Source organism: Burkholderia sp. BCC1996 (genome assembly GCF_905339955.1).
GTDB lineage: Bacteria > Pseudomonadota > Gammaproteobacteria > Burkholderiales > Burkholderiaceae > Burkholderia.
In genome coordinates this window covers 78537-105146 of record NZ_CAJPHM010000001.1, presented here as the reverse complement: position 1 = coordinate 105146, position 26610 = coordinate 78537, and the positions used below count along the sequence as shown (strand labels likewise).

General features: G+C 67.7%; 22 protein-coding genes. 8 read left to right on the top strand and 14 right to left on the bottom strand.

Translation table 11 applies throughout. The features are described 5' to 3' along the window. Window positions 1-35 precede the first annotated feature (35 nt). The 4 genes from U4Z64_RS00465 to U4Z64_RS00450 all read left to right on the top strand — a co-directional run bounded on the left by U4Z64_RS00465 (window position 36) and on the right by U4Z64_RS00450 (window position 6661). Entirely contained in the window at window positions 36-224 is a 189-nt protein-coding gene (locus U4Z64_RS00465; protein WP_044843193.1) for a 4-oxalocrotonate tautomerase, read from the top strand. 336 nt (window positions 225-560) lie between these two features. Then, the gene (locus U4Z64_RS00460; protein ID WP_321818910.1) at window positions 561-1436 is read left to right on the top strand and encodes a hypothetical protein; all 876 of its coding nucleotides are present in this window, start codon (window positions 561-563) and stop codon (window positions 1434-1436) included. Between the two features lie 12 nt (window positions 1437-1448). Next, entirely contained in the window at window positions 1449-1670 is a 222-nt protein-coding gene (locus U4Z64_RS00455; protein ID WP_124892776.1) for a hypothetical protein, read from the top strand. 149 nt (window positions 1671-1819) lie between these two features. Beyond that, entirely contained in the window at window positions 1820-6661 is a 4842-nt protein-coding gene (locus U4Z64_RS00450; protein WP_321818909.1) for an NAD-glutamate dehydrogenase, read from the top strand. A 15-nt stretch (window positions 6662-6676) separates the two neighbouring features. Here the strand turns inward: U4Z64_RS00450 and U4Z64_RS00445 are convergent, their stop codons facing one another. The 4 genes from U4Z64_RS00445 to U4Z64_RS00430 all read right to left on the bottom strand — a co-directional run bounded on the left by U4Z64_RS00445 (window position 6677) and on the right by U4Z64_RS00430 (window position 11137). Then, window positions 6677-7537 carry a class I SAM-dependent methyltransferase gene (locus tag U4Z64_RS00445; protein ID WP_321818908.1) on the bottom strand — a complete coding sequence of 287 codons (861 nt, stop codon included), beginning with the start codon at window positions 7535-7537 and terminating at the stop codon, window positions 6677-6679. 94 nt (window positions 7538-7631) lie between these two features. Then, window positions 7632-8465 carry an arylamine N-acetyltransferase gene (locus tag U4Z64_RS00440; protein WP_321818907.1) on the bottom strand — a complete coding sequence of 278 codons (834 nt, stop codon included), beginning with the start codon at window positions 8463-8465 and terminating at the stop codon, window positions 7632-7634. Window positions 8466-8582: 117 nt separating this feature from the next. Continuing rightward, on the bottom strand, window positions 8583-9275 hold the full coding sequence (locus U4Z64_RS00435; RefSeq protein WP_044843190.1) for a hypothetical protein: 693 nt from the start codon (window positions 9273-9275) through the stop codon (window positions 8583-8585). Window positions 9276-9652: 377 nt separating this feature from the next. Then, window positions 9653-11137: an amidase gene (locus tag U4Z64_RS00430; RefSeq protein ID WP_124666736.1), complete on the bottom strand. Its 1485-nt coding sequence runs from the start codon at window positions 11135-11137 to the stop codon at window positions 9653-9655. Between the two features lie 382 nt (window positions 11138-11519). On the opposite strand from U4Z64_RS00430, the gene U4Z64_RS00425 reads away from it, so the two are divergent. The 4 genes from U4Z64_RS00425 (at window position 11520) to U4Z64_RS00410 (ending at window position 15778) form a co-directional block, all read left to right on the top strand. After that, window positions 11520-11954 carry a universal stress protein gene (locus U4Z64_RS00425; RefSeq protein WP_044843188.1) on the top strand — a complete coding sequence of 145 codons (435 nt, stop codon included), beginning with the start codon at window positions 11520-11522 and terminating at the stop codon, window positions 11952-11954. A 482-nt stretch (window positions 11955-12436) separates the two neighbouring features. Beyond that, window positions 12437-12685, top strand: coding sequence for an adhesin (locus tag U4Z64_RS00420; RefSeq protein ID WP_124520772.1), 249 nt, complete (start codon window positions 12437-12439; stop codon window positions 12683-12685). A 466-nt stretch (window positions 12686-13151) separates the two neighbouring features. Further along, window positions 13152-14438 (top strand): Nramp family divalent metal transporter, encoded by a 1287-nt coding sequence (locus U4Z64_RS00415; RefSeq protein WP_321818906.1) that lies wholly within the window; start codon window positions 13152-13154, stop codon window positions 14436-14438. A gap of 104 nt (window positions 14439-14542) precedes the next feature. After that, window positions 14543-15778 (top strand): DUF2252 family protein, encoded by a 1236-nt coding sequence (locus U4Z64_RS00410; RefSeq protein WP_321818905.1) that lies wholly within the window; start codon window positions 14543-14545, stop codon window positions 15776-15778. A 67-nt stretch (window positions 15779-15845) separates the two neighbouring features. Here U4Z64_RS00410 and U4Z64_RS00405 read toward each other — a convergent pair whose 3' ends face one another. The 10 genes from U4Z64_RS00405 to U4Z64_RS00360 form a co-directional block, all read right to left on the bottom strand. Beyond that, window positions 15846-16247 carry a PPC domain-containing DNA-binding protein gene (locus tag U4Z64_RS00405; RefSeq protein ID WP_124520778.1) on the bottom strand — a complete coding sequence of 134 codons (402 nt, stop codon included), beginning with the start codon at window positions 16245-16247 and terminating at the stop codon, window positions 15846-15848. A 160-nt stretch (window positions 16248-16407) separates the two neighbouring features. Next, entirely contained in the window at window positions 16408-16959 is a 552-nt protein-coding gene (locus U4Z64_RS00400) for a GNAT family N-acetyltransferase (protein WP_321818904.1), read from the bottom strand. A 163-nt stretch (window positions 16960-17122) separates the two neighbouring features. Next, window positions 17123-18523, bottom strand: a complete 1401-nt coding sequence (locus U4Z64_RS00395) for an MFS transporter (protein WP_044843182.1) — start codon at window positions 18521-18523, stop codon at window positions 17123-17125. Window positions 18524-18561: 38 nt separating this feature from the next. Further along, window positions 18562-19806: an NAD(P)/FAD-dependent oxidoreductase gene (locus U4Z64_RS00390; RefSeq protein WP_321818903.1), complete on the bottom strand. Its 1245-nt coding sequence runs from the start codon at window positions 19804-19806 to the stop codon at window positions 18562-18564. Next, a complete protein-coding gene (locus U4Z64_RS00385; RefSeq protein WP_124520782.1) occupies window positions 19803-20765 on the bottom strand; it encodes a VOC family protein in 963 nt (320 codons plus the stop codon). The genes U4Z64_RS00390 and U4Z64_RS00385 overlap by 4 nt, the downstream gene beginning before the upstream one ends. A gap of 18 nt (window positions 20766-20783) precedes the next feature. Further along, the gene (locus U4Z64_RS00380) at window positions 20784-22274 is read right to left on the bottom strand and encodes an aldehyde dehydrogenase (RefSeq protein WP_321818902.1); all 1491 of its coding nucleotides are present in this window, start codon (window positions 22272-22274) and stop codon (window positions 20784-20786) included. Window positions 22275-22385: 111 nt separating this feature from the next. Next, complete coding sequence (locus tag U4Z64_RS00375) at window positions 22386-23213, bottom strand: aspartate dehydrogenase (RefSeq protein ID WP_044843178.1); 828 nt, start codon at window positions 23211-23213, stop codon at window positions 22386-22388. Beyond that, on the bottom strand, window positions 23206-24876 hold the full coding sequence (locus tag U4Z64_RS00370; protein WP_321818901.1) for a thiamine pyrophosphate-binding protein: 1671 nt from the start codon (window positions 24874-24876) through the stop codon (window positions 23206-23208). The genes U4Z64_RS00375 and U4Z64_RS00370 overlap by 8 nt, the downstream gene beginning before the upstream one ends. Then, entirely contained in the window at window positions 24869-25666 is a 798-nt protein-coding gene (locus tag U4Z64_RS00365) for an SDR family oxidoreductase (RefSeq protein WP_124488178.1), read from the bottom strand. Before U4Z64_RS00365 ends, U4Z64_RS00370 begins: the two co-directional genes overlap by 8 nt. Next, window positions 25663-26520 (bottom strand): IclR family transcriptional regulator, encoded by an 858-nt coding sequence (locus U4Z64_RS00360; protein WP_124488179.1) that lies wholly within the window; start codon window positions 26518-26520, stop codon window positions 25663-25665. Before U4Z64_RS00360 ends, U4Z64_RS00365 begins: the two co-directional genes overlap by 4 nt. Window positions 26521-26610 lie beyond the last annotated feature (90 nt).

Here is a 26610-nt window from a genome sequence, read left to right as displayed (position 1 = left end):
GACTTCCCTACCCCCAACCATCGGAGCATCCAGTCATGCCGACTTTCAATATCCAGTTGTTCGAAGGCCGCACGGTCGAGCAGAAACGCGCATTCGTCGAAGCGATCACGCGCGTCACGTGCGAGACGCTCGGCTGCGACCCGGGCTCGGTCGACATCATCCTCGCCGACGTGAAGAAGGAGAACTGGGCGACGGGCGGCAAGCTGTGGAGCGACGAACGCTGAAAAGCTCCCCGAGATCGGTGTGCGTCCAGCCATTGGACGCATGCTACTTGGAGCCAGTTTGTCATCTCAAAATTGGGACCGGCAATTCGAATATGCCGAAGCCAGCAGCTATCTTGATATATTACCGTTGACAATCGGCCTCGCGGCAATTAGCTTTCGTAAGCGCACACACGCTCGGTCATTTTCTCAATATAGATCAGCATAACGAATCAAATTTATCGCATCAGAATCCGAAACAATCTAGCCAGCTGATCGCCACCAGTGGCGCCACCGCCAGCAATGAAACCCGGCAATAAATATCCTGCCGATCTTCAACTATCTTTGCAGGTGGACACCATGAAAATCATGACGCTCAAAGGCTATTTTGTCGCGCTGCTGCTTTCACTGATTTCCTTCTCAAATGCCGGTTTCGGCAAATCGTTGCCAATAGCATCCGGTGGAGCGCCCGCCCCTGCCAACCAGGTATGGGAAGCCGTCGAAAATGGTACAAACTACAAAATCATCAAGGTTTCCAACGAACGTTTTCTAATCGTCTACGGAAACAAGAACGATATTTCTGGGTACGTTGTCTACGATCGGCGAAACGGCTCAACCGGTACCGAGTATGTACCGTGGACGTCGATTTCGTCCAACATCACGATCGGGATTCAGGAGACGAGCAGTCAATCGATCGGTGTCATGTTAAGCATCGACGGCGAAACCACGAGCTTTGTCGCGAAACCCTATCGGCCTCGTCATAAGGTACAAAACGTAACCCACCCCGGAAAATGGTCCGCGGTAGTTTCCGGTACCTCGATGCGGCTCCAGATCGCCCCAAACCTCGTGGACATGTCCATCGATATTGGCAAATGCAGGCTGACCGGAAAGATAAAATCACTCAATCAGGAAAATGCATATCGCGTGGCAGTATCACAGGCAACGACGGTCTGCCCAACGACTGTTGGACAAGCATTTGATGCCGCATTAATATTTTCGGAGGATCTGGCTGTCGTCTATACGACGAAACGAGAGTCGGCAAACTTCATTTTTATCGGTCCCGAGGCCAACGCGAGCGCACTCAACACGACGCCGGAGCCTCGACACTCCTCCGCCTGTGCACAATGGCGAGCAATGTGCCGGGCAAAATGCTCTGCAATGACTTTGCCCACCGGTGACTTCGGATTCAAGTTCTGGAACTGCGTCAACAGTTGTAACGCGTTGGCGGGATGCTAAAAAGGCAAAAAAGTGATCTCTGACAAGCAAATCGCAAGTGCCCTTAACGACATGATCTTGCAAATGGGAGCCGATCTGGATCGCTCCCTGCTGACCGTCAAGGCGTCGTGTCCGGATTCGGAATTCGTCGCCTACCGCGAATTCGTGTCGCAACTGCTGACCACGATGCTGCTCGATTTCATGAATCCGCTCTACGCGCGGCACCCCGACCTGAAGCCGCCGGACCTCGCCTGACCCGCCCGTGCGACGCCGGCCACCGGCGTCGCACGCGGCCTTCGTTCCCTGCGCCGCGTTGTGCGCCCGCACATCGCGTTGTCACGCAATCGGCGCATATAATGCGGCACTGACGCAGCAGCCAATGGCCACCCGACCAGGAGACCGCCATGGAAGCGAAGAACGAAGAAGTCGTCGCACACCTGCTCTCCGATGTCGTCGAATTCGCGCGCGGACGCCTGCCCGAAGCCACGTTCCGGATCGTCGAACCGTTCCTGCGTCATTACTACGATTTCGTCGACGCCGATGATCTGCAGAATCGCGGCATCGCCGACCTCTACGGCGCCGCGATGGCGCACTGGCAGACCGCCCAGAAATTCGTGCCCGGCAGCGAGCGGCTGCGCGTGTACAACCCGATCCTCGAACAGCACGGCTGGCACTCCGACCACACGGTGATCGAGATCGTCAACGACGACATGCCGTTCCTCGTCGACTCGGTGACGATGGCCGTCAACCGCCTCGGGCTCGCGCTGCACTCGGCGCTGCACCCGGTGTTCCGCATCTGGCGCGGCGGCGACGGCGCGATCGAGCGCGTCGACGCCGGCGGCGCGACGGCCGGCGACGGCCAGTCGCAGCTCGCGTCGTTCATCCACTTCGAAGTCGACCGCTGCGGCGACGCCGCGCTGCTCAACACGCTGCGCAACGACATCGCGCGCGTGCTCGGCGACGTGCGCGCATCGGTCGAGGACTGGCCGAAGATCGTCGACATCGCGCGCGCGACGATCAAGGACATGAAGGCCCGCGAATCCACCGCGGAAGACATCGAGGCGCGCGCGTTCCTCGAATGGATGGTCGCCGACCACTTCACCTTCCTCGGCCAGCGCGACTACGCGCTCGTGTCGGACGGCACGGGTTTCGGCCTGCGCGGCGTCGAAGGCTCCGGCTGCGGCCTGCTGCGCGAATCGCTGCGCGCGCCCGGCGCGCCGGACGTGACGCCGCTGCCGCCGGCCGCCGCCGAGATCATCACCGGCCCCTGGCCGATCTTCCTGACGAAAGCGAACTCGCGCGCGACCGTGCACCGGCCCGGCTATCTCGACTACGTCGGCGTGAAACTGGTCGGCGCCGACGGCAAGGTGACCGGCGAACGGCGCTTCATCGGACTCTACACGTCGACGTCCTATTTCGGTTCGTACACCGAGATACCGATCGTGCGCCGCAAATGCGCGAACATCGTGCGGCGCGCGGGCTTCCTGCCGAAGGGGCATCTCGGCAAGTCGCTGGTGACGGTGCTCGAAACCTATCCGCGCGACGAACTGTTCCAGGCCGACGAAGACCAGCTCTACGACATCGCGTTGGGCATCCTGCGCCTGCAGGAACACCAGCGCACGCGCCTGTTCGTACGGCGCGACCGCTTCGACCGCTTCGTGTCGTGCCTCGCGTTCGTGCCGCGCGACAAGTACAACACCGACTTGCGCCGCCGCATCGCGAAGCTGCTCGTCGATGCGTACAACGGCGTGAACGTCGAGTTCACGCCGCTGCTGTCGGAATCTGCGATCGCGCGGATTCATTTCGTCGTCCATGCGGAACCGGGCACGATGCCCGACGTCGACACGCGCGAACTCGAAACGCGGCTCGTGCAGGTGGCACGCCGCTGGCAGGACGATCTCGCCGACGCGCTGCTCGACGCGTTCGGCGAAGAACAAGGCAACCGCCTGCTGCAGCACTATGCGGACTCGTTCCCGGCCGGCTATCGCGACGACTATCCGGCGCGCACGGCCGTGCGCGACATCGAGCTGATCGAGCGCGTGAAGGCGTCGGGCCAGCTGGCGATGAACCTGTACCGCCCGATCGAGGCCGACGCGCGCGCGTTCCGCTTCAAGGTGTATCGCGCGGGCGACCCGATCGCGCTGTCGCGCAGCCTGCCGATGCTCGAGCATCTCGGCGTGCGCGTCGACGAGGAACGGCCGTACCGGATCCAGACGCAGGATGCCGCGCCCGCCTGGGTGCACGACTTCGGCCTCGAACTCGCCGACGATACCGAGTTCGACATCGAGCGCGTGAAGGGCCTGTTCGAGGATGCGTTCGACCGGATCTGGAGCGGCCGGATCGAGAACGACGACTTCAACCGCCTCGTGCTGCGCGCGCACCTGAGCGCGCGCGAAGTCACGATCCTGCGCGCATATGCGAAATACCTGCGACAGGTCGGCTCGACGTTCAGCGACGCCTATATCGAGCGCGCGCTGACCGGCAACCCGGCGATCGCACGGCAGCTCGTCGAGCTGTTCCTGGTGCGCTTCGACCCGGCCACGGGCGGCACGCGCGACGTGCAGGCCGAACGCCTGCTGAAGGCGATCGAGACGGCGCTCGACCAGGTGCCGAACCTCGACGAGGACCGGATCCTGCGCCAGTTTCTCGGCGTGATCAACGCGACCGAGCGCACCAACTATTTCCTGCACGACACGAACGGCGAATCGAAGCCGTACCTGTCGTTCAAGTTCAATCCGGCGAAGGTGCCCGGCCTGCCCGAGCCGAAGCCGATGTTCGAGATCTGGGTGTACTCGCCGCGCGTCGAGGGCGTGCACCTGCGCGGCGGGCGCGTCGCGCGCGGCGGGCTGCGCTGGTCCGACCGTCGCGAGGATTTCCGCACCGAGGTGCTCGGGCTGATGAAGGCGCAGATGGTGAAGAACGTCGTGATCGTGCCGGTCGGCTCGAAAGGCGGCTTCGTCGTGAAGAACCCGCCGCCGCCGAGCGATCGCGAAGCATGGATGCGCGAAGGCATCGCGTGCTACCAGACCTTCCTGCGCGGCCTGCTCGACCTGACCGACAATCTCGCCGGCAACGCGATCGTGCCGCCGCCCGACGTGGTGCGCCACGACGCCGACGATCCGTATCTCGTCGTCGCGGCCGACAAGGGCACGGCCACCTTCTCCGACTACGCGAACGCGATCTCGCACGAATACGGTTTCTGGCTCGACGACGCGTTCGCGTCCGGCGGCTCGGTCGGCTACGACCACAAGAAGATGGCGATCACCGCGCGCGGCGCGTGGGAATCGGTGAAGCGGCACTTCCGCGAGATGGGTATCGATACGCAGACGACCGACTTCACGGTGGTCGGCGTCGGCGACATGTCCGGCGACGTGTTCGGCAACGGGATGCTGCTGTCGCCGCATATCCGGCTCGTCGCGGCGTTCGATCATCGCCACGTGTTCCTCGACCCGAACCCCGACCCGGCGACGAGCTTCGCGGAGCGCCAGCGGATGTTCGCGCTCGAACGCTCGAGCTGGGCCGACTACGACACGTCGGTGATCTCGGCGGGCGGCGGCGTCTACCCGCGCACCGCGAAGACGATCCCGCTGTCGCCGGCCGTGCAGGCCGCGCTCGGCATCGACGCGCAGGCGCTGCCGCCGACCGAGCTGATCCGCGCGATCCTGCAGGCACCGGTCGACCTGCTGTACAACGGCGGCATCGGCACCTACGTGAAGGCCGCGCGCGAAACCCACCAGCAGGTCGGCGATCGCGCGAACGACGCGGTACGCGTGAACGGCGCGGACCTGCGCTGCAAGGTCGTCGGCGAAGGCGGCAACCTCGGCTGCACGCAGTTCGGCCGCATCGAGTTCGCGCAGCGCGGCGGGCGCATCAACACCGACGCGATCGACAACTCGGCCGGCGTCGATTGTTCGGATCACGAAGTCAACATCAAGATCCTGCTCGGGCTCGTCGTCGGCGACGGCGAGATGACCGAGAAGCAGCGCAATGCCCTGCTCGCGGAAATGACCGACGAAGTCGGGCTGCTCGTGCTGCGCGACAACTACTACCAGACGCAGGCGCTGTCGATCGCGGGCCGCTACGGCGTCGAGCTGCTCGACGCCGAGGCGCGCCTGATGCGCTGGCTCGAACGCGCGGGCCGCCTGAACCGCGTGATCGAATTCCTGCCGACCGACGACGAGATCGCCGAACGGCAGGCCGCGAAACAGGGCCTCACGTCGCCGGAGCGCGCGGTGCTGCTCGCGTACAGCAAGATGTGGCTGTACGACGCGCTGCTCGAATCCGACGTGCCCGAGGATCCGCTCGTCGCCGCGATGCTCGTCGACTATTTCCCGAAGCCGCTGCAACAGCGCTTCAGCGAACCGATGCAGCGCCACCCGCTGCGCCGCGAGATTCTCGCGACGCACCTGACCAACGCGCTCGTCAACCGGGTCGGCTGCGCGTTCGTGCACCGGCTGATGGAGGAAACCGACGCGAAGCCGGGCGACATCGTGCGCGCCTGCATCATGGCACGCGACGTGTTCGATCTCGATGCGGTGTGGCGCGACATCGACGCGCTCGACAACCGCGTCGCCGACGACGTGCAGGCGCGCATGTTCGTCGACGTCGCGCGGCTGCTGGAGCGCGCGGCGCTGTGGTTCCTGCGGCAGCTGCAGTCGGGCACGGTGGCCGACGGCGGCGTCGCCGGCCTGATCGCGCGGTGCCGCGACGCGGTGCAGCGCATCGCGCCGCAATTGCCGTCGTTGCTGCCAACCGCCGATCTGGAGGCGCTGTCCGAGCGGCAGCGCGCGCTGGTCGAAGCCGGCGTCGAGAGCGCGCTCGCGGTACGCGTCGCGAGCGGCGACATCTCGGCCGCGCTGCTCGACATCGCCGAAGTGGCCGCGACCTGCGATCGCAGCCTCGAGCTGGTCGCGGGCGTCTACTTCTCGCTCGGCACGCTGTTGAACTACGGGTGGATCGGCGAACGCGCGGCCTCGCTGCCGACCCCGACGCACTGGGACATGCTGGCGCGCGCGGCCGCGCTCGCGGAAGTCGCGCGGCTCAGGCGCACGCTCGCCACCAGCGCGCTCGCGGAATCGGCCGACTCGACGGCGCCCGAGACGATCGTCCACGCGTGGCGCGAACGCCGCGAAGCGGCGCTGCAGCGCTACGAGCACCTGCTCGCCGACCTGCGCGCGTCGGGCGGCGCGAGCCTCGCGGTGCTGCTCGTGATCGTGCGCGAGATGGCCGTGCTCGAACGCGCGTGATGGAAGGTCGCGACGTCACACCGTCGCGACCAGCAGCTCTTCCGCGTTGTCCGGCGGGCGCAGGCCGTCGGTCCGATCGGCGAAGTAGCGGCGCGTGAGTTCCGCGGCCGACACATGCTCGGCCCGCGCGAAGCCGGCCCCGGTCGCGAGCGCGCGGATCTCCGCCGGCATGAAGAAGCTGATGAACGGCGTGCCGCTCGCGCGCGCGCCCTTCGCGGCCATTTCGAGCGCCGGGCGCACGTCCGGATCGGCATGCTCGAGCGGCAGCAGGAACGTCATCGCGAACGTCGAGCCCGGCGCGAGCGACGCGACTTCGCGCAGCGCCGCCGCGTTCGCGTCGCGCGTCAGGTACATGCTGACGCCGGTGGACACGACGACCGCCGGCTTGCCTGCATCGAAGCCCGCGCGCACGAGCGCGTCGCGCCACGACTGCTTCGCTTCGAAATCGACCGGCACGAACCGCAGCCAGTCCGGCACGCCGAAGCCGAGCTCGGTCAGCCGGCGGCGCTTCCACGCCTGCGGCGCGGGCGGATCGACCTCGAAGACGGTCAGGCGCGACGCCATCTCGGGCCGGCGCTGCGCGAAGCTGTCGAGGCCCGCGCCGAGGATCACGTACTGGCTCACGCCCCGCGCGGCCTGCTCGACGACGAGATCCTCGATGAAGCGCGCCCGCGCGACGATCGACGCGCGAAACGGCCGCGTGAATTGCGGATCCATGTCGCCGCGCTGCTGCCAGCCGGGCGCCGGCGCGAGCAGGCGCAGTCCGATTTCGTCCACGAGCACGTGCGGCGGCGCATCGAGCTCGACGTGCAGCGCGCGCCACAGCGCGACGCGCGCGGCGGTGCTGTCAGGGGCGTCCGGATGAAGGTCGGTCATCGTCTCGTCCTCATGCGCGCGGCTGGTGCGGCGCCTGCAGGCGCCACGCACGGCCGGCGGGATTGCGTACGGTCATGTCGCGGCCCGCGACGCATTACATCGGGTTCGCCCGCGCCGCCACCCGCGCGAACAACGCGTCGAGGTCGAAGCCGGTCGTATCGATGCCGATCGTGTCGCGCAGGCACGCGCCCCACGCGGCCGCGTCGTCGAACGTGACGGTGCGCCCCGCGCCCGCCGCGTCGCGCAGCGTCAGCACGGTGTTGAACAGTGCCGCGCGGCCGTCCGGCAGCACGCGGCAGGCGATCAGGTCGTTGACGAAGATCGACTCGGGATAGGTCGACGTGAACCAGTTCGCGGCGTCGTAATCGATCCATTCGGCCGGCTTCAGCGAAAAGCGGTAAGTCGTCTGCCAGCCGTCGGGGATCTGGAACTGCATGTCGAATTCGCCGTCGACCGGCGCGTCGACGACGCGAAACGCCCCATGCGGCGTCAGCTGCCGCTCGCCCGGCACGAAGCGCAGCGGCGCGGTGAGCGTCGCGCTGCCGAAGCCGATGTCGGCGAGCCACGCCGCGCCGTCGAGATCGATGCGCAGCAGCATGTGGGTCTGCGCGGTGACGAGCTCGGGCGGCCGCATCCAGCGCACGCGCGCGATCAGCGGCGTCACGCGAAAGCCGATCGTCGTGAGCGCGGTGTAGAAGAGCTTGTTGAGTTCGAAGCAGTAGCCGCCGCGGCGGCGCCCGATCACCTTGTCGACGATCGCGGGCAGGTCGAGCGCGACGCGCGTGCCGGTCAGCGGATTGAGATTTTCGAACGGAATGGCCTGCGGCTGCAGCAGGTGCAGCCGTCGCAGCACGTCGAGCGTCGGCTCGGCCGGGCCGTCGTAGCCGATGCGGGCGAAGTAGCGCGAGAGGTCGAACGAGTCAGTCATGAACCGGCACCGGTAACGGGGAACACGCCACGATAGCATCGAGCGATATCCCCATGTTGCGCGGGGCCATCCCGGATCGCGGCGCGCGCTGCCGGCTCCGCAGCGGGTGCGGCCGCGTTACGGCAGCAGCTTCAGCGCGGACGACGCGACCGACGGCACCGCAATGCCCTGGCTCGTCGCGAACTGCACGGCCTGGCTGAGCGTCGACGCAAGCGACTGCAACTGGCCCGGCGCGCTTTGCGCGATATACGACGCGGCCTGCATGTTCTGCGGATTCAGGCCCGACTGCAGCAGCGATGCCGCGCTGGTCGAACCGAGATTACCGAGCCCCGACTGCAGCTGAGAGTACTGCGTCAGGCCCTGGCCGAGCGATGCCAGGCCGTTGCTGAACGCCTGCTTGTCGATCGGGCCGTGCGACGCCCCGCCGCTCGCGAACGCCTGGCCGAGCGCCTGCGACACCGACTGCTGCGCGCCGCCCATCTGCGACAGCGCGGCAGGCGTCAGCGCATTGCCGCCGCCGAGCAGGCCGGCGGCCTGCTGCGCCTGACCGGCCGCGCCGGTGAGCCCCATCGCCGACGCGAGCGACGACTGGCCGACCAGCACCTGCTGGTTCGCGCCGACGTACGCCTGCATCAACTGCGCGACGCCGCCCTGCGCGGGTGCGGCCTGCTGTTGCCCGCCGCCGAGCAGCGCCGAGCCGATCGACTGGAGGTCGAGTTGTGCATGGGCGGTGCCGTTCACGCCGAGCATGATGCCGAAGGCGATGCCCGCCGATGCCAGGTGCTTGCCCGTCGCGCGAATGTGCTTCATGTGTTTCCCTCGTGCCGGAATATGTTTGAGGCCGATATTGTCGAAGCGCGCCGCGCGCCGCCGCAACGACTGAAACACATCGATACGAAATCGCCCGGCACGACCGTCGCCCGGCGCGCGGATTCATCCGGATTTGCCGCGCGATATCGGGCTGGCGCCGCGATTCGTTCCTGCACCGCGGCAATCCCGGCGACGCCCGGTATGCGCCGGCGCTGCGCCGGTGTCGGCCGGCGCCGTTGTGCGACAGCGTGATGCCCGGCGCACGAATGGCAGGATCAGCCGGCGCGTTTCGAGGTGTGGAAACGAACCGGGCGGCACGCGGCCGCCCGGTTCGTCGCTTGCGTTCGGCGTGTGTCACCGGCCCGCCGGCCGTCGCATTACGCAGCCATCCAGCCCGGCAGCCGCCGGCCGACCCAGTCGGCCGCCTGCTCGTAGCCGCGCGCGAGCTGCAGCACGGCGAGATCCGCGCGCGGCCGGCCGATCAGCTGCATCCCCATCGGCAGCCCCGCGTCGTTGAAGCCCACCGGCACGCTGATCACCGGGCAGCCGGCCAGCGTCCACGGCACGACCGTTTCCATCCAGCGGTGGTAGGTATCCATCGCGCGGCCCGCTATTTCCTTCGGCCAGCGCTGCTCGACGTCGAACGGGAACACCTGCGCGGTCGGCGCGGCGATGAAGTCGTAGCGATCGAAGAAGCCCAGCACGGCCTGGTGCCACGCGGTGCGCTCGACGCTCGCGTCGAACACCTCGGCCCCCTGCATCGCGAGCAGCCCTTCGACCTCGTAGATCGCCTCGGGCTTCAGCAGCGCACGCCGTGCCGGGTCGCGATAGTGCGCGAGCAGCCCGCCGCCGGACAGCAGGTGCCGATGCGCGAGCCACAGCCGCCAGATGCGCTCCGGTGCGAACGCCGGCAGCGCGGCATCGACGTCGCAGCCGATCTCGCGCAGCGTCGCGAGGCCCTGTTCGCACTGCGCGAGCACGCCCGGCTCGGTCGCGAGATAGCCGTTCCAGTCGCCGACCCACGCGATGCGCTTGCCGCGCAGGTCCGTATCGAGCGGCTTCGCGAACACGGCCGGATCTTCCGCGAGCGACAGCGGATCGTTCGGGTCGTAGCCGGCCTGGATCGCGAGCAGCTGCGCGACGTCGCCGACCGTGCGGCCCATCGGCCCTTCGATGCCGAGCTGCTGCATGAACACGTCGACGCCCGGCCAGCGCGGCACGCGGCCCTGTGACGGACGCAAGCCGTAGATGTTGCAGAACGCGGCCGGATTGCGCAGCGAGCCGCCGAAGTCGCTGCCGTCCGCGACCGGCAGCATGCGCGCGGCCAGCGCCGCCGCCGTGCCGCCGCTGCTGCCGCCCGCGCTCTTCGTCAGGTCGTACGGATTGCGCGTCGCGCCGTGGATTTCGTTGAACGTATGCGAGCCGAGGCCGAACTCCGGCGTGTTGGTCTTGCCGATGAAGATCGCGCCCGCCGCGCGCATCCGGCCGACGCCGACCGAATCGGCCTGCGGCACGTGATCGCGGAAGATCGGCGAGCCGTAGGTCGTGCGCAGCCCTTTCGTCATCGCGAGATCCTTCGGCGCCTGCGGCATCCCGTGCAGCCAGCCGTGGTACTCGCCGCGGGCGAGTGCCGCGTCCTTTTCCGCCGCTTCGGCGAGCAGCGTGGCGCGATCGCGCAGCGAAATCAACGCGTTCACCGCGCCGTTCACGCGCTCGATGTGATCGAGATACGCACGCATCGTCTCGACGCACGAGACCGCCTTGCCGCGGATCGCCGACGCGAGTTCGCCGGCCGACAGGCGCACGATCGGGTCGACGGTGATGGAAGCGGGTGCGAGAAGCTGCGGGGCGCCATGCGGCATGCGAGGTCTCCTGGAATCGGAATGGAATGGCGGGCCGCAGCGTGGCGGCGGTCCGTCCCGAACGGCCTGGACCGCCCGGGAGAAGGCCGCGCCGCGGCCGATGCACTACTCTACGCGACGCCGGATCGCCGACCTCCGATATTTTCCGCCGCGATTCATTGAGGATCCGACTAAATCGGCGTGGTGCGCCACTCGACGGCCCGCCCCGGGCCACCGCCCGGCCGGTCGGTGAAAACGTTTATGCGCATAAACTTAAATTTCTTATATTTCTAATAGGCGCGGCGGACGTTGACGACATTTTTACGCGGCCGCCCGATCTCTTTAGGTCGGGCGATCCGGCGCCGCGCTACGCTGCAAACATCTCGATTCCGGAGCATCTTCCATGCTCAAGCTGCTGGTTCCGGTCGGTCATTCGCCGCGTTCGCTGCAGGCGGTCCGCCATGCGACCTTCCTGTATCGCGAACGCTGCGCGTCGGAAATCGTGCTGATCAACGTCCAGCCGCCGCTCGAAGCGACGCGGCTCGAGGCATTTCACTCGCTGTCGCGACTGCGCTCGATCGAGGACCAGTTCGCGTGCGACGATCTGGCGACGGCCGAGCGGGTGCTGCGGGAAGCCGGCGTCCGATACAGCGTCGTGAAGAAGGTCGGGCCGGTGGCCGACACGATCGCGGCCGTTGCGGCCGAGACGGGCTGCGACGAAATCGTCGTGGTCGCGCCGCGGCACGATCCGTTTCATCAGATGCTGTCGATGTTCGGTCGCAGCATGATGGGCCGCCTCGTGCGGATTTCGAACGTGCCGGTGACGGCGGTCAGATAAGCGGCACGCGATGCGGCGCTCGCCGCTTACTTGATGACCTTGCGCCAGAACACGAGATAGGTCGCGGCGGACGATGCAACCAGCAGAATCGCCCACATCGGCGCGAGACTGATCAGGACGGACGATACGTTAAGCATTTGGATTCCTCACTAATTCGATAGCGATGTTCAATACGTACCCGCTGCATTCGGAGCCGCGGCGCCCATCGCCTGCCCGCATCGCGTTCCGTTGAAACATGCATTCATGCTATCGCTCTGACCGCCGGCACGACCGTCTCGCCCTGCCCGCCGTCTGACATTCGTCAAACTCGCGTCAGTCGCGCGGCGATGCGGGCGGCCAACGTGCCTTTTCGTCGTCCGCACGGTAAAAACGGGACACGATCAGCCGGGCTCGTCGTCATTTCTGCAGACGTTTACCGGGGGAAGCCCCAAGTGCTTCGAGAAACGTCTCCGCGTTACGCTTGAGCGACGAGGAGACGAACCATGAGACGAGTCGTACACATCGCTTTTTTCGCGCTGCTGGTCTATCTGATCGGCGATCGCGCGCTGCTGCATGCGCAAGGCCGCGACGCCAGCCCGACCGCCTGCTCGCAGGGCGCCGAGCAGGTGAAATACGCCGCGCTCGGCAAGGGCTTCGGCAGCGCGGCGGCCGACAGCCAGAGCGAAGCGTTCATGTCGAGCTGCCTCGTGTCCGGGCGCGGTAATCAGGACGTCGCGGTGGCGGCCCGTTGAAGCCGACCGGGCGCCGCGCCGGTTGCATGCGTGTCGCGGCGCCTGGGCGCCAACTGTGATCCGCGGCGCCTTCCGAGATTCTTTCGCTTGCCACCGGCGGCATTGGCTCGCCGGTAGCGGCAATACGAATACGCCAACCATCCGACGATCGCGGCGACCGATGAGCGTTCGCCGCGACACGTCAAGCACGTCGCAGCGATAGCGACTTGCGCGAATCGCTCGGCACCGTCCGTCGCTTCTCCAACTGGGTTCGGGTTTCCCTCGTCACGAGCCCGCGAGCACGTCGTGCGCTCCCTGCCGTACCGCCGCTCCCCGCCCGTCGGCCGAGCCGGTTTTCCATCGCGTCAAATTGCGTTCGGTTGCACCGCGTCTGGCGGTCGCATCCCATAACCCGCCCGCGCCGCCGCGCGTTCCGTCGGGCATGCCAATTGCGACTCGATTGCCCCCTTCCCCACGAGTCGCGATCATGAACGACAACGAGTCCCTCGATTCCGCGGAGCAGCGTCCGCGTGCCGCAACGTGGCTCCGCCGCCTCGGGCCGGGCCTCGTCACCGGTGCCGCGGACGACGATCCGTCCGGCATCGGCACGTACTCGCAGGCGGGTGCGCAGTTCGGCTTCGAATTGCTGTGGACGCTCTTGCTGACTTATCCGCTGATGACGGCGATCCAGCTGGTCAGCGCGCGCATCGGCCGCGTGACGGGCAAGGGCCTCGCGTCGAACATACGCACGCACTATCCCCCGTGGCTGCTCTACGTCACCGTCGTGCTGCTGATCGTCGCGAACGTGATCAACATTGCGGCCGACCTGTCGGCAATGGGCGCGGCGGTCAAGCTCCTGCTGAACGGCCCGCAAGAACTCTACGTCGTGTGCCTCGGCGGCGCATCGGCCCTGCTGCAGATCCTCGTGCCGTACGACCGCTACGCGCGCCTGCTCAAATGGACCGCGCTGGTCCTGCTCGCCTACGTCGCCGTGGCGCTCATCGTGCCCGTCCCGTGGGGCGAGGTCGGCCGTGCGCTCGTGTTGCCGCGCGTCCAGCTGTCCGCCGCCTACCTGACCACGGTCATCGCCGTGCTCGGCACCACGATCAGCCCGTACCTGTTCTTCTGGCAGGCATCGCAGGAAGTCGAGGAGCTGCGCGCGGTGCCGAACCAGCAGTCGTTGCGGCACGCGCCTCACCAGGCCCCCGCGCAGCTGCGCCGGATCAACTTCGATACGTGGGTCGGGATGGGCGTGTCGAACGTCATCGCGTTCTTCATCACGCTGACGGCCGCTGCCACGCTGAACCTGCACCACATCGACGTGAAGACGTCGGCGGATGCCGCGCGGGCGCTCGAGCCGATCGGCGGGCACTTCGCGTACGTGCTGTTCGCGCTCGGAATCATCGGCACCGGCCTGCTGGCGCTGCCGGTCCTCGCGGGGTCGGCCGCCTATGCGGCCGCGGGCACTTTCCGCTGGCGCAGCAGCCTCGCGCTGCAATTCGGCGTCGCGCGCGAGTTCTATGCGGTCATCGCACTGGCGATCATCGGCGGCGTCGCGATCACGTTCATGCATTTCGACCCGATCCGCGCGCTCTACTGGAGTGCGGTCATCAACGGCGTGACCGCCGTGCCGATCATGGTCGTGATGATGCTGATGGCCCACAGCACGCGCATCATGGGCAAGTTCGCGATCTCCGGCCTGCTGGCCTGGGGCGGCTGGCTCGCGACGTTCGCGATGGCGGTCGCGGCGTTGGGCGTGTTCGTACCGGGTTGAGCAGGTGGAGCCGCGCCGGCCGGCGCGGCGCCGGATACACCGACGTCACGCGAGCCGGCACACGCACCGGCGACGCATGCCGCGGAACAGAAGGAGAACGCATCGTGGCGAAGAAAGCATCGGGATCGGCACGGCTGCCGTCCAGCGACCAGCGCGCGCAGATTCTCGCGCGCCTGCGCAGCGGCAAGATGGCGCGCTCGATACACACGTATACGCGCGGCAGCGCCGAGCGCTTCTACGCGTGGCTCGCGGACCATCGCTCCGGCACCCTGCCCGACGGCCCCGCGGTATGGATCGGCGGCGACTGCCATCTCGGCAATCTGGGGCCCGTCGCGGCGAAGACGGGCGAGGTTGCCGTGCAGATCCGCGATCTCGACCAGAGCGTGATCGGCAATCCCGTACACGACCTGCTGCGTCTCGGCTTCTCGCTCGCGACCGCGGCGCGCAGCTCCGATCTGCCCGGCATCATCACGTGGCGGATGGTCGAAGCGCTCATCGCCGGATACGAGCAGGCGTTCGACAGCCGGCACCGCGCCGAGACCAGTCACCTGCAACGCCCAACCGCGATCAAGATCGCGATGAAGGCGGCGTTGCACCGATCGTGGCGCAAGCTCGACCGGCAGACGATCCAGAACGTCACGCCGCGCATTCCGCTCGGCAAACGCTTCTGGCCGTTGTCCGAGCGCGAGCGGAGCGCCATCCACGCGCTGTTCGAATCCACCCCGGATTCGCCGATCGGCGCGGCGCTCAGCCGCGCGCCACACCGCGACGCGAGGATGAAGGTGCTCGACGCCGCCTTCTGGGTAAAGGGATGCAGCTCGCTCGGACGGCGCCGCTTCGCGGTCATGCTCGATATCGACGACGCGTGTTCCGACGGCCATCCGCCGTATCTGATCGACATCAAGGAGGCCGCGGCGGCGAAGGCCCCGAAGGATCCCGGCGTGCGCATGCCGCGCGATCCCGCGCAACGGGTGCTCGAAGGCGCGCGGCACGTATCGCCGATGCTGGGCAGCCGGATGTGCGCGGCACGCCTCGACGGATGCCCCGTCGTCATACGCGAATTGATGCCGCAGGATCTGAAACTGGACGCGGAACGGATGTCGGAGGCCGATGCGGTCAAAGTCGCGCGCTATCTGGCGCTGGTGATCGGCAACGCGCATGCCGCGCAGATGGACCACGCGACGCAACGCGCGTGGTGCAGCGAGTTGCGGCGCCAGCACCCGAAGACGGTCGACGCACCGTCATGGCTGTGGCGAAGCATCATCGAACTGATGGCCGCGCACGAAGAGGCGTATCTCGAACATTGCCGGCGCCATGTGGTCGGCAAGACGGCCCGTTGAATCGTCGCCGCCGGTCGTGCGTCGTTGCGATGGACGCACGATCGTGAACGGCCCGGCCCGCGCGATCTCAGTCTTTCGCCGGACGAACCACCAACTCGTTGAACCCGGTGAGCGCATCGTGCTCGCGGGAAAAACGATGCGCGGGCAACGATACGAGCAGGATCTCGGCGGTCGTGCGCACCACGCAGCCGCTCGCGACGTGGCCGCCCGAGACGCGGCCGTGCGCGTCGGACACCGCCATGTGCAGGTGCGCGCCGTCCGGCGAGACCGAACCGGCCAGCGTCAGGATCTCGAGATCGCCGCGCAGCTCGGTCGGCGCAGCGACGCCGGCATAGCGCAGCTGCGCGACGTTCAGGCTGCCGATGCCCTGGATCACGAATGCTGCATGCGCGTCGAGTCGACGCAACGCCTGCTCGATCGACGCGCGCAGATCGTCGCCGGGGGAAAGACGCAGAGGATGGGCTTGCATGGGCGGTAACCTGCTGATGGAGTCGGGGGTAGGCAAAGCGTACGTTCGACACGGCAATCCGGCAAGCCGCCAGCCGGGTCGGACGCCGCGCCTGCGTCGCGACTACGGGAACGATGCCGATGCGCAATTCGTTCGCACCGGACACGCCGCGTCACCCGCATCACCCGCGACGATCGCGCGCGAGCAACCCGTACAGCGCGCTGTCCGACACCTCGTCGCCGACGATCCAGCGTTCGCGCAGCACGCCTTCCCTGACGAACCCGAGCCGTTCGAGCAACGCGGCCGAAGCGACGTTGCGCGGATCGATGTCGGCCTCGATGCGGTTCAGGCGCAGCGTGCCGAACGCGTGGTCGATGACCGCCGACGCGGCCTCGCGCATATAGCCGCCGCGCCAGTAGCGGCGCCGCAGGCTGAAGCCGATTTCCGCACGCCGGCATTGCTCGTGCGCATGAAACAGCACGCATTCGCCGAGCACGTCGCCGGTGTCCCGGGCTTCGAGCACGAAGACGAGATCCTGGCCGCTGGCGGTCGTCGCGAGGTTGCGCGCGACGCGCTCGGCGGCCTGCCGCCAATCCGTGAGCGGCGCGAACGACGCATAGCGCATCGCATGCGCATCGGACCAGAGGTCGAAGAACGCATGAGCGTCCGTGTCGCGAAGCGGACGCAGGACGAGTCGGGACGTATGCAGCGTGACGGGTTCGAACAAGGGCATCGCAGCGGCCGGGGAAAAACGCAAGCATGAATTAGAACACGCTATCCGGAGGCCGGCCATCGCGTGCGTTCGCGCTGTCCGGCACGCACGATCCGCTGCCCGAAACGAAAAAGCCCGGACACATCGTCCGGGCCTTCCACATCGCCTTTGCCACGCGCCGCGCTTATGCCTCGAGCGCTTCGAGCACCTTCCCCTTCGTCTCGATCCCGACGAAATGAACGGTCACGGCGGCGATCAGCGGCACAATGCCGATCAGGTAGAACGCCGGCGCGAGATTGCCGCCGATGATCGCGTGCGGCACGATCATCGGCGCCGCGAACGACGCGATCTTCAGCCACGCGCTGCCGAGCCCGCAGCCCGACGCGCGGATGCTCGTCGGATACTGTTCCGGCGTATAGACGTACGCGGTGATGAAGCCCGATGCCATCAGCCCCAGCGACAGCGAGCAAAAAGTCGCGACGACGTACACCGACGACGCGTGGTAGATGCCCGCGAACGCCAGCGACAGCGCGCACAGCACGAACGACCACACGATCACCGGCTTGCGGCCGAGCTTGTCGACCAGCAGCGCGGACGCGAGCGAACCGAGCACGCCCATCACCGAGCCGATCACCGCGAGATTCAGCGCGAGCTGCAGCGGCGCGTGATAGAAGTTCTTGTAGATCGTCGGCAGCCACGTGGACAGCCCGTACTGGATGAACCCGCAGGTCGCCCACAGCGTCGCCACCGCGAGCGTGCGCTTGCGATACGCGGCGCTGAACAGGTCGCTCATCCGGCGCTTCGGGTGCTGGCGCACCATCTCGTCGTACGCGGCCACCTGCGTGACCGGCGGCAGTTCGCCGCGCACCGACGCTTCGAACACGCCGACCGCGCGCCCGGCTTCCGGGAGCCGCCCGCGCGACGCGAGCCAGCGCGGCGATTCCGGCACCAGACGCGTGAGCACCAGCGCGAGGATCAGCGGCAGCCCGCCGACGAAGTACATGATCTCCCAGCCGAACCGCGGCACGAGCCACGCGCCGAGCGCCATCGATACCAGCAGGCCGATCGGGAACACGATTTCGTACAGCAGCACGAAGCGGCCGCGGCCGTGCGCGCGCGTGATTTCGTTGATGTATGTCGCCGCGACCGGCAGCTCGCCACCGAGGCCGAGCCCCTGCAGGATCCGCAGCAGCACGAACACCTCGAACGTCGGCGCGAAGCCGCACGCGATGCTGGTGATGCCGATCACCGCGGAACTCCACGCGATCGCCTTCACGCGGCCATGCTTCTCCGCGAGCGCGGGAAACAGGAATGCGCCGATCAGCTGGCCGATCGCGCCGGACGCGATCAGCATGCCGATCTGCGTCGGCGACAGCCCCCACTTGTGAATCAGCAGCGGCAGCGTCGCCGCGATCGTGATCACGTCGAAGCCGTCGAAGAACGTCGCGGTGCCGATCAGCACGCGCGCGCGGATCTGCATCGCGTTGGCCGGAAGCCGCTCGAGCCGCGCGATGATCGCGCCGGGCGTGGAGGCGGCAGCTTCCATCGTGGCCCTGCCGGCCACGACGTTGTCGAAAGTGCTCATGCGGGGTGTCTCCTGGGTCTTTGTACCGGTTTCGCCGGTCAGGCAAGCGCTTGGGTCGTGTCCGCCAGGGCTTCCGTGTCCACTGCCCGGCCCTGGTTCATCCACTTGCGTGCGAGCTTGAGCTCGCGTGCGTTGTTGATGGCGATGACACCTCTCACATGCCCATCGCCCACGAAAAACAGCGTCGCGCGTCGCGCGGCGAGATCGCCGCGCACGACGAGCTGCGCATCGGCCGGCAGATCGCCGAGGATCTGCAGGTTCACGTCGTATTGATCGGACCAGAACCACGGAATCTCGGCGTAAGGCGCGCGCACGCCGAGCACGGCCTTCGCGGCCGCGATCGCCTGGTTCTGCGCGTTCGCCCACGATTCGAGCCGCACGCGCCGCTTCAGCCAGCCGTTGTGATGGTTCGCGACGTCGCCGCATGCGAAGATCGCCGGATCGCTGGTCGCGCCGAATTCGTCGACCACGATGCCGTCGTCGACTGCGAGGCCCGCGTCGCTCGCGAGTGTCGCGTTCAGCGCGAGGCCGATGCCGGCCACCGCGAAATCCGCGTCGATCGTCGTGCCGTCCGCAAGCGTCGCGCGCACCTTCGATGCGTCGTCCGGCTGCGCGTCGAGCGATGCGAGCGCCGCGCCGAGGCGCACGTCGACACCGTTCGCGCGATGCAGGTCGAGCAGGAAGTCCGACACGACCTGCGGCACCGAGCGGCCGCACAGCCGCGGCGCGCCTTCGACGACCACCGCTTCGACGCCGAGCTTGCGCGCGGTCGCCGCGACCTCCAGGCCGATCCAGCCGCCGCCGATCACGAGTACACGCCGGCTCGCGCGCAGCTTCTCGCCGAGCGCGGCCGCTTCGTCGAGCGTACGCAGGTAATGCAGGTTCGGGGTCCTGACGATCGAGTCAGGCAAGCGGCGCGACGTGCCGCCGGTCGCGATCACGAGGCGGTCGTATTCGACTTCGAGGCCGCTTTCGATTTTCACCACGCGGCGCGCACGGTCGATCGACACCGCGCGTTCCGGCTGCCATGCCTCGACGTTCAGCGCGGCGAATTCGTCCGGGCGCACGACACGCACGGTCTCGATATCGGCGTCGCCGGCCAGCACGGCCTTCGACAGCGGCGGACGCTCGTACGGCAGGTGCGGCTCGTCGGCGATCATCACGAGACGGCCCGCGAAGCCCTCCGCGCGCAGCGTCTTCAGCACCCAGCCGGCGGCCTGGCCGCCACCGATCACGACGACCGTGCGAGGCGCGGCCGATTCCTGCGAGTTCGTTGCGCTCATGATTTGCGCTCCGTCATGAACTTGCCTTCCGGCGCCTTCGCGTTCTTCTGCCGGCGCGTGTTGCCGTCGAGGCCGCCGTCGACGGCCCATTCGGCGAACACGGTCGGGCCCGGTTCGAATTCGCGCGGCTGCCATTCGGGCGTCAGCACGTCTTCGTCCGCGTAGTACTCGATCAGCGCGCCGGCCGGGTTCTGGAAGTACCAGAAATACGCGGACGACACCGGATGACGCCCCGGGCCGAGCTGCGTTTCCCAGCCGCAGCGGTCGATGTGCATGCCGCCGCCGAACACTTCGTGGATGTCGCGCACGGTGAACGCGACGTGGTTCAGGCCGCGCTTGCCATTGGGCAACGCGAGCAGGAACAGGTCGTGGTGGCCGCCGTGCGGCGCGCAGCGCATGAACGCGCCGCGGCCCGGATAGCGGTCCGACGTCTCGAAGCCGAGCAGCTCGTGATAGAACTTCTCCTGCGCGTCGAGGCAGTTCGTGAAGAACACGACGTGGCCGACCTCGACCGGCTCGGCGCGCGCATAGATCGGGCTCGGCTGGTCGACCCGCGCCGTCCGGCCCCACACGTTCGACGGCGAGCCGGTGATGTCGAGCGCGCGCTTGCGCGTCACCTCGATGCGGATCGCCATCCCGTTCGGATCGATGCAGCCGACCGCATCGTCCTGCGCGTAATAGCCGGGCTGGCCGGCCAGCTTCGTGCGCAGTGCGTCGACTTCCTGCTGCGTCGCGACGCCCCACGTGACTTCGCGCAGCGTCGGGCCCGCTTCGAACGCGGGCGGCAGCGACGGATCGTCGGCCTTCACGACCAGCACGGTGCAGCCGTTCAGCGTTTCGAAACGTGCGCGCGTGTCGTCGTGCGCGACTTCCTTCAGGCCCCAGTCGGCGAAAAAGCGCCGGCACGTCGCGAGGTCGTCGACACCGTACGTGATCTGCTCGATACCCAAGATGCTCATTGCGTCATTCCCCTTCGCTCAGTTCGCCCACGGCAGCGGCGCGTCGTTCAAGCCCCAGTAGAGGCTCTTCTGCTGCATGTACTCGCGGATGCCGAGACGGCCCTTCTCGCGGCCCATCCCGCTCTCCTTCCAGCCCGAGAACGGCGTGGAGATCGAGAACAGCTTGTACGTGTTGATCCAGACGGTGCCCGTCTCCAGCGCCCGCGCGATGCGCCATGCGCGCTTGTAGTCGCGCGTCCAGATGCCGGCGGCGAGGCCGAACACGCTGTCGTTCGCCTGCGCGATCAGCGACGCTTCGTCGTCGAACGGCATCGCGACCAGCACCGGCCCGAAGATTTCCTCCTGGCAGATGCGCGCGCTGTTCGGCAAGCCTTCGAGAATCGTCGGCTGGTAGAAGAAGCCGTCCTCGCGCCCGTCGCCCGACGGCCGTTCGCCGCCGCACAGCAGGCGGCCGCCTTCCTCCAGCCCGAGCGCGACGTAGCGTTCCACCGATTCACGATGCTTCGCGGTGATCAGCGGGCCCATCTGCGTGTCGGGCCGCGCCGGGTCGCCCACGCGCAGCTTGCGTGCGCCCGCAACCAGGCGCTTCATGAACTCGTCGTATACCGAGCGCTGCACGAACAGCCGCGAACCCGCGATGCACGCTTCGCCCGACGAGCTGAAGATGCCGTACAGCACGCCGTTCACCGCGTGATCGAGATCCGCGTCGTCGCATACGATCGTCGGCGACTTGCCGCCGAGTTCGAGCGACACGGGCATCAGCTTTTCCGCCGCGATGCGCGCGATGCCGCGACCCACTTCGGTGCCGCCGGTAAACGACACCTTCTTCACGAGCGGATGGCGCACCAGCACGTCGCCGATCACCGAGCCCTTGCCCGGCAGCACGCTCAGCACGCCCTTCGGCACGCCGGCTTCCTCGCAGATGCGGGCCAGCGCGAGCGACACGAGCGGCGTCACCTCGGCCGGCTTGAGCACCACCGCGTTGCCGCCGGCGAGCGCGGGCGCGAGCTTCTGCGCGTCGGACGCGATCGGCGAATTCCACGGCGTGATCGCGGCGATCACGCCGATCGGCTCGTGCACGCTCATCGTCAGGTAGTCGCCGCGCGACGGCGTCAGTTCTTCGTCGAGCGTTTCCAGGCACGCCGCGAAATAGCGGAACGTGTTGGCCGCACTCGCCACCAGCACGCGCGTCTCGCCGATCGGCTTGCCGTTGTCGCGGCGTTGCAGGTTCGCGAGCGCCTCGTGACGCTGCATGATCAGGTCGGCGATCCGGTACAGCACCAGCGCGCGCTGGTGCGGCTTGAGGCCGGCCCAGTCGGCGCGCCGCCACGCGGCGTCGGCGGCCACGACGGCGTCGGCCGCGTCTTCCGCGTTCGCCGTCGAGACTTCCATGTTCAGCGACTGGTCGGCCGGATAGATGCTCGCGTAAGGCGCGCCGCGGCCGCGCCGCCACTCGCCGCCGATCAGGATGTCGCCGTTGGGTACGAGGCTCGTATCGAATGGAGTCATGTCACAAGTCCCACAAATCTGTCTCTGCGCAGCCGCCCGCGCCGTGGCGCCGGCGGCCGTTCAATGGCCCGAATGGCCGCGTCGGCCTGGTTGTCCGGGTTGTCTGCCTGCTCAGATCACGCAGCGGGCCGCGCGGTTGCGCAGCGCGCGGATCGCGCTGTACGCGGTCAACGCGGACGTCTTCGGGTTGTCGGGCAACGGCTTGCCGCTCATTTCGAGCGACATCTCGCCGAACGCGCCGCGCGCGGTGATGCGGTGCACGTTGCGTTCGACCGCCGGATCGGCGATCAGGCGCACGTGCGTCGCGTCGAGGCCGAGGCCCGCGAGCGCGACCGTCGCCGCGACGTTCGCGTTCTTCGGATACAGGCGCGCGGCGTCGCGCGCACTGCCTTCGAAGATCACCTTTTCCCCGGTCATCGCACGCAAGTCGCACAGCTCCTCGGCGGGCGTGCCGAGCCAGCCGAGCGGCGGCTTGCGGCCGACGTACAGCACTTCGTCGAGGCCGCCCTGCTTCGCGGACGCCAGCGCGTCGATCCCGCCGATCGCGCCGGACAGCAGCGTCACCGTCGTGCCGCCCTCGTCGGCCGCCTGCGACAGCACGTCGAGCAGCGCGAGGTCGGACAACGCGCCGATCGATGCGACCGCGCAGTCGGTGCCGGCCTTCAGCAACGGCACGACGTGATCGACGAGCGCGCTGTGACCCGCGCATTCGAGCGCGAACTCGGGGCGGCGAGCCAGCGCGTCGACCGACGACACGACCTCCACCGCGCCGCCGAGCTCACGCTGCACCGCGTCGCGCTGATGCTCGGGCACGATCACGTGCGCGACGCGCAACGACGCATCGTGCTCGACCGCGTGATACACGGCGGCACCGATCGCGCCGAAGCCGATCATCGCGACGTCGACGGGCGCATGCCCGTGTCGCTGGCCGTTATGCATACTGGCGCTCCGACGGCGTCTCTTCCTTCTTCACCGGCGGGCCCGCGAACTGCGATGCGAACGAGCCGACCGACAGCATGTCGACTTCGACCATCACCGGCCCTTCCTTCGCGATCCCTTCGCGCACGATCGCTTCCGCCTGGTCGAGCGACGTGATCCGGTAGTGCGTGAGGCCGAAGCTCGCGCAGAACTGCGCGAAATCGGGCTGGTGCAGCTGCACGAAGCAGCGGCGGCCGCCGTAGTGCGCGTCCTGGATGTTGCGGATCACGCCGTAGCACTGGTCGTTCATCAGCACGATCATCACGTTCGCGTTTTCCTGCACGGCCGTCACGAGCTCGCCGACGTTGACCATCAGGCCGCCGTCGCCGACCAGGCAGACCGTCTTCGCCGCCGAGCCGGCCAGCGCCGCGCCGATGCCCATCTGGATGCCCTGGCCGATGCCGCCGCCGAGCGCATGCACGCCCGCGCGCGGTTCGAAGATCTTCAGCAGGCGGTTGCCCCACGTGCTGTTCGAGATCGTCACGTCGCGCACCCAGTTGTAGTCGCGGCCCACTGCGCCCTGCAGCGTATCGACCAGCTTCTTGTACGGCCCGAGGCCTTCCGCCACGCTCGCGACCGCCGCTTCGCGCGCCGCCGCGAGATCGGCCGCGAACTGCGGATCGACCGACAGGCGGCCTTCGAGGCGATCGGCCAGCTCGGCCAGCACACGCTTCGAATCGCCGTGCACGAACAGCTCGTTGCGATAGCCGCGGTTGTCGGCGAGCGCGTCGGCGTCGACGCGGAACAGCGGCTGCGGCAGCGCGAGCTTGTACTTCAGCGTCTCATTGCCGCGCAGGCGCGAGCCGACCACGACGAGCGCGTCGCAGGTCTTGTAGAACGCTTCGACCGCCGAATGCACGTTGAACGCGCCGAGCGTCGCCGGGTGATCCTCGGGCAGCACGCCGCGGCCCTGCACGCTCGTCACGACGCCGAAGCCGAGCTTCACCAGGCGTTCGACTTCCGCACGCGCATGACGCGCGCCGCCGCCGAGCCACAGCAGCGGACGGCGCTTGGCCGCCAGCGCGTCGGCGAGCTTCGCGACGCGTGCGTCGTCGTGCTCGCGCACCGCGACGTGCGCCGGCGCGAGATCTTCCGGCCATTCGATTTCGGCGGCCTGGATGTCGATCGGGATCTCGACCGACACGGGGCCCGTCGGCGCCGTCTGCGCGATGCGCACGGCTTCGCGGATCGTCGGCAGCACGGTCTCGACCGTGCGCACGCGGAACGCGGCCTTCGAGATCGCATCGAGCATCGTGAGCTGGTCCGGCGCTTCGTGGATGTACGCCAGATCCTGGTCGAGGTACGGCGTCTCGATCTGCCCCGTGATGTGCAGCAGTGCCGTGCCGGCCGTCAGCGCCTCGACCATCGCGCCGGCCGCGTTGCCCGCCGCCGTGCCGGTGCTCGTGAACGCGACACCGAGGCCGCCCGACACGCGGGCCAGCCCGTCGGCCATGTTCACCGCGCCCGCTTCGCCGCGCGCGCCGACATACCGGATGTTGCCGCGCGAATTGATCGCGTCGAGGATCGGCATGTTGTGGATCGAGATGACACCGAATGCGGTTTTGACGTCGCACTGCTCGAGAAAGGCGGCAATCAGCTCGCCAACCGTGGTTTTTTTAGACATGGCGTGCAAAGCCTCCAGAAACGTCGATATGGCTGCCCGTCGTGTAGGACGACAGATGCGTTGCGAGATAAAAAAGTGCCCAGGCTGCCTCGTCGGGCTTGCCGAAGCGGTTCAGCGGAATGTTCTTCTTGCGGGCGAGCGCGCCCGTCCAGTCCTCCCAGCTTTCGCCGGCCGGCGCCTGCGCTTCGTAGCGGCGGCGCCACTGCCCCGACTCGACGATGCCGATCAGGATCGAGTTCACGCGGATGCGCTGCGGCGCGAGTTCGGTCGCGAGCGACTTCACGAGGCTCAGCACGCCCGCCCGCGCCGACGACGTCGCGACCATGTGCGGCTCCGGCTGCAGCGCGAGCAGCGAATTCACGCAGGTGATCGTCGGCGCGGCCGCATCGCGCAACAGCGGCAGGAATGCGCGCGTCGGGCGGATAATGCTGAAGTACTTCAGTTCGAGCTCTTCGCGCCACGCGTCGTCGGTCGTGTCGGCGAAAGTCGACACGCGGCCCTGGCCTGCGTTGTTGACGAGCATGTCGGCGCGGCCGAAGCGGTCGGACACGGCCTGCGCGAACGCGGCCACGTCGGCTTCGTCGAGCACGTTGCAGCGCACCGCGAGCAGCGGCGCGCCCGGATATTTCTCGCCGAGCATCGCCTCGGCGCGCGCGAGACGCTCGCCGTCGCGGCCGCAAATCGCGACCGATGCGCCGGCCTGCAGGAACCGTTCGGCAGTCGCGAGGCCGATGCCGGACGAACCGCCCGTCACCACCGCCACCTGCCCGGTCAGATCGATCTGAATCATCGCAGTCCTAAAGCCTTGAGAAACGTGTGCTCGTCATCCGAGCGGTAATTGAGCCGCCGCGACAATTCCGCCGCCGCGCGCTGCACCTTGTCGATCAGCCCGTCGGCGATCAGCGCCGCGTCGATCTCCGGCCGCGGCACCGTCACCGTGATGCACGCGACGATCCTCTGCGTGTCGTTGCGCACCGGCGCCGTGACCACCGAGATGCCGCGCTCGAACGACGAATTGCTGACGCCATAGCCGCGCAGCGCATCTTCCCGGATCACTTCGTACAGCGCGTCGACCGTTTCCGGCGTCGCGCTCGTCATCCGGTTCAGCGTGCCTTCCGGATACAGCGCACGCAACTCCTTCAGCGACAGGTCGCCCATCAGCACGTGGCCGTGGGTCGTCGCATGCGCGGGCAGCCGCGTGCCGACGTTCACGCGAATCGAGCTGAACACCGGCGACTGGCTCTGCGCCTTCGCGACGAACACCACGTCGCGGCCGTCACGGATCACGATGTGCGTCGTGAAGCCGGTCGCATCGCGCAGGCTCTCGATCACCGGCAGGCCGAGATCGGTCAGCTCGAGCGAGCTCAGGTATTCGAAGCCGAGCCGCAGCACGGCGATGCCGAGCTTGTAGTTGCGATCCTTGTCCGCGCGCTCGAGAAAGCCGAGCGATTCGAGCGTCTGCAGCAGACGGAACACCGTCGTGCGCGGAATGCCGAGGCGCTTGGACAGTTCCGGCGCGCCGAGCACCGGCTCGCGCGGCGAGAATTCGGCGAGGATCCGCAAACCGCGTTCGAGGCCCGGCACCACGTAGTTGGCCTCGGACTTCGCGGTGTCCGCATCCTGTTGTTGCAACGGTTCGCTCATGATGCCTCCGGTCGGGCCGCCCCAGGGGCACGTTGAAATGCATGTCGGGGATGGGCGGGCTGCGCCCCCCCAAGCGAACGAATGTGAGCG

Excerpts from the sequence above, each read along its gene's own strand:
- U4Z64_RS00425 (WP_044843188.1), top strand. The coding sequence starts at position 11,520 with ATGCTCAAGCTGCTGGTTCCGGTCGGTCATTCGCCGCGTTCGCTGCAG.
- U4Z64_RS00395 (WP_044843182.1), bottom strand. The coding sequence starts at position 18,523 with ATGAGCACTTTCGACAACGTCGTGGCCGGCAGGGCCACGATGGAAGCT.
- U4Z64_RS00460 (WP_321818910.1), top strand. The coding sequence starts at position 561 with ATGAAAATCATGACGCTCAAAGGCTATTTTGTCGCGCTGCTGCTTTCA.
- U4Z64_RS00440 (WP_321818907.1), bottom strand. The coding sequence starts at position 8,465 with ATGACTGACTCGTTCGACCTCTCGCGCTACTTCGCCCGCATCGGCTAC.
- U4Z64_RS00380 (WP_321818902.1), bottom strand. The coding sequence starts at position 22,274 with ATGACTCCATTCGATACGAGCCTCGTACCCAACGGCGACATCCTGATC.
- U4Z64_RS00405 (WP_124520778.1), bottom strand. The coding sequence starts at position 16,247 with ATGCAAGCCCATCCTCTGCGTCTTTCCCCCGGCGACGATCTGCGCGCG.
- U4Z64_RS00465 (WP_044843193.1), top strand. The coding sequence starts at position 36 with ATGCCGACTTTCAATATCCAGTTGTTCGAAGGCCGCACGGTCGAGCAG.
- U4Z64_RS00390 (WP_321818903.1), bottom strand. The coding sequence starts at position 19,806 with ATGAGCGCAACGAACTCGCAGGAATCGGCCGCGCCTCGCACGGTCGTC.
- U4Z64_RS00370 (WP_321818901.1), bottom strand. The coding sequence starts at position 24,876 with ATGTCTAAAAAAACCACGGTTGGCGAGCTGATTGCCGCCTTTCTCGAG.
- U4Z64_RS00375 (WP_044843178.1), bottom strand. The coding sequence starts at position 23,213 with ATGCATAACGGCCAGCGACACGGGCATGCGCCCGTCGACGTCGCGATG.
- U4Z64_RS00385 (WP_124520782.1), bottom strand. The coding sequence starts at position 20,765 with ATGAGCATCTTGGGTATCGAGCAGATCACGTACGGTGTCGACGACCTC.
- U4Z64_RS00430 (WP_124666736.1), bottom strand. The coding sequence starts at position 11,137 with ATGCCGCATGGCGCCCCGCAGCTTCTCGCACCCGCTTCCATCACCGTC.
- U4Z64_RS00445 (WP_321818908.1), bottom strand. The coding sequence starts at position 7,537 with ATGACCGACCTTCATCCGGACGCCCCTGACAGCACCGCCGCGCGCGTC.
- U4Z64_RS00360 (WP_124488179.1), bottom strand. The coding sequence starts at position 26,520 with ATGAGCGAACCGTTGCAACAACAGGATGCGGACACCGCGAAGTCCGAG.
- U4Z64_RS00435 (WP_044843190.1), bottom strand. The coding sequence starts at position 9,275 with ATGAAGCACATTCGCGCGACGGGCAAGCACCTGGCATCGGCGGGCATC.
- U4Z64_RS00365 (WP_124488178.1), bottom strand. The coding sequence starts at position 25,666 with ATGATTCAGATCGATCTGACCGGGCAGGTGGCGGTGGTGACGGGCGGT.
- U4Z64_RS00400 (WP_321818904.1), bottom strand. The coding sequence starts at position 16,959 with ATGCCCTTGTTCGAACCCGTCACGCTGCATACGTCCCGACTCGTCCTG.
- U4Z64_RS00420 (WP_124520772.1), top strand. The coding sequence starts at position 12,437 with ATGAGACGAGTCGTACACATCGCTTTTTTCGCGCTGCTGGTCTATCTG.
- U4Z64_RS00415 (WP_321818906.1), top strand. The coding sequence starts at position 13,152 with ATGAACGACAACGAGTCCCTCGATTCCGCGGAGCAGCGTCCGCGTGCC.
- U4Z64_RS00450 (WP_321818909.1), top strand. The coding sequence starts at position 1,820 with ATGGAAGCGAAGAACGAAGAAGTCGTCGCACACCTGCTCTCCGATGTC.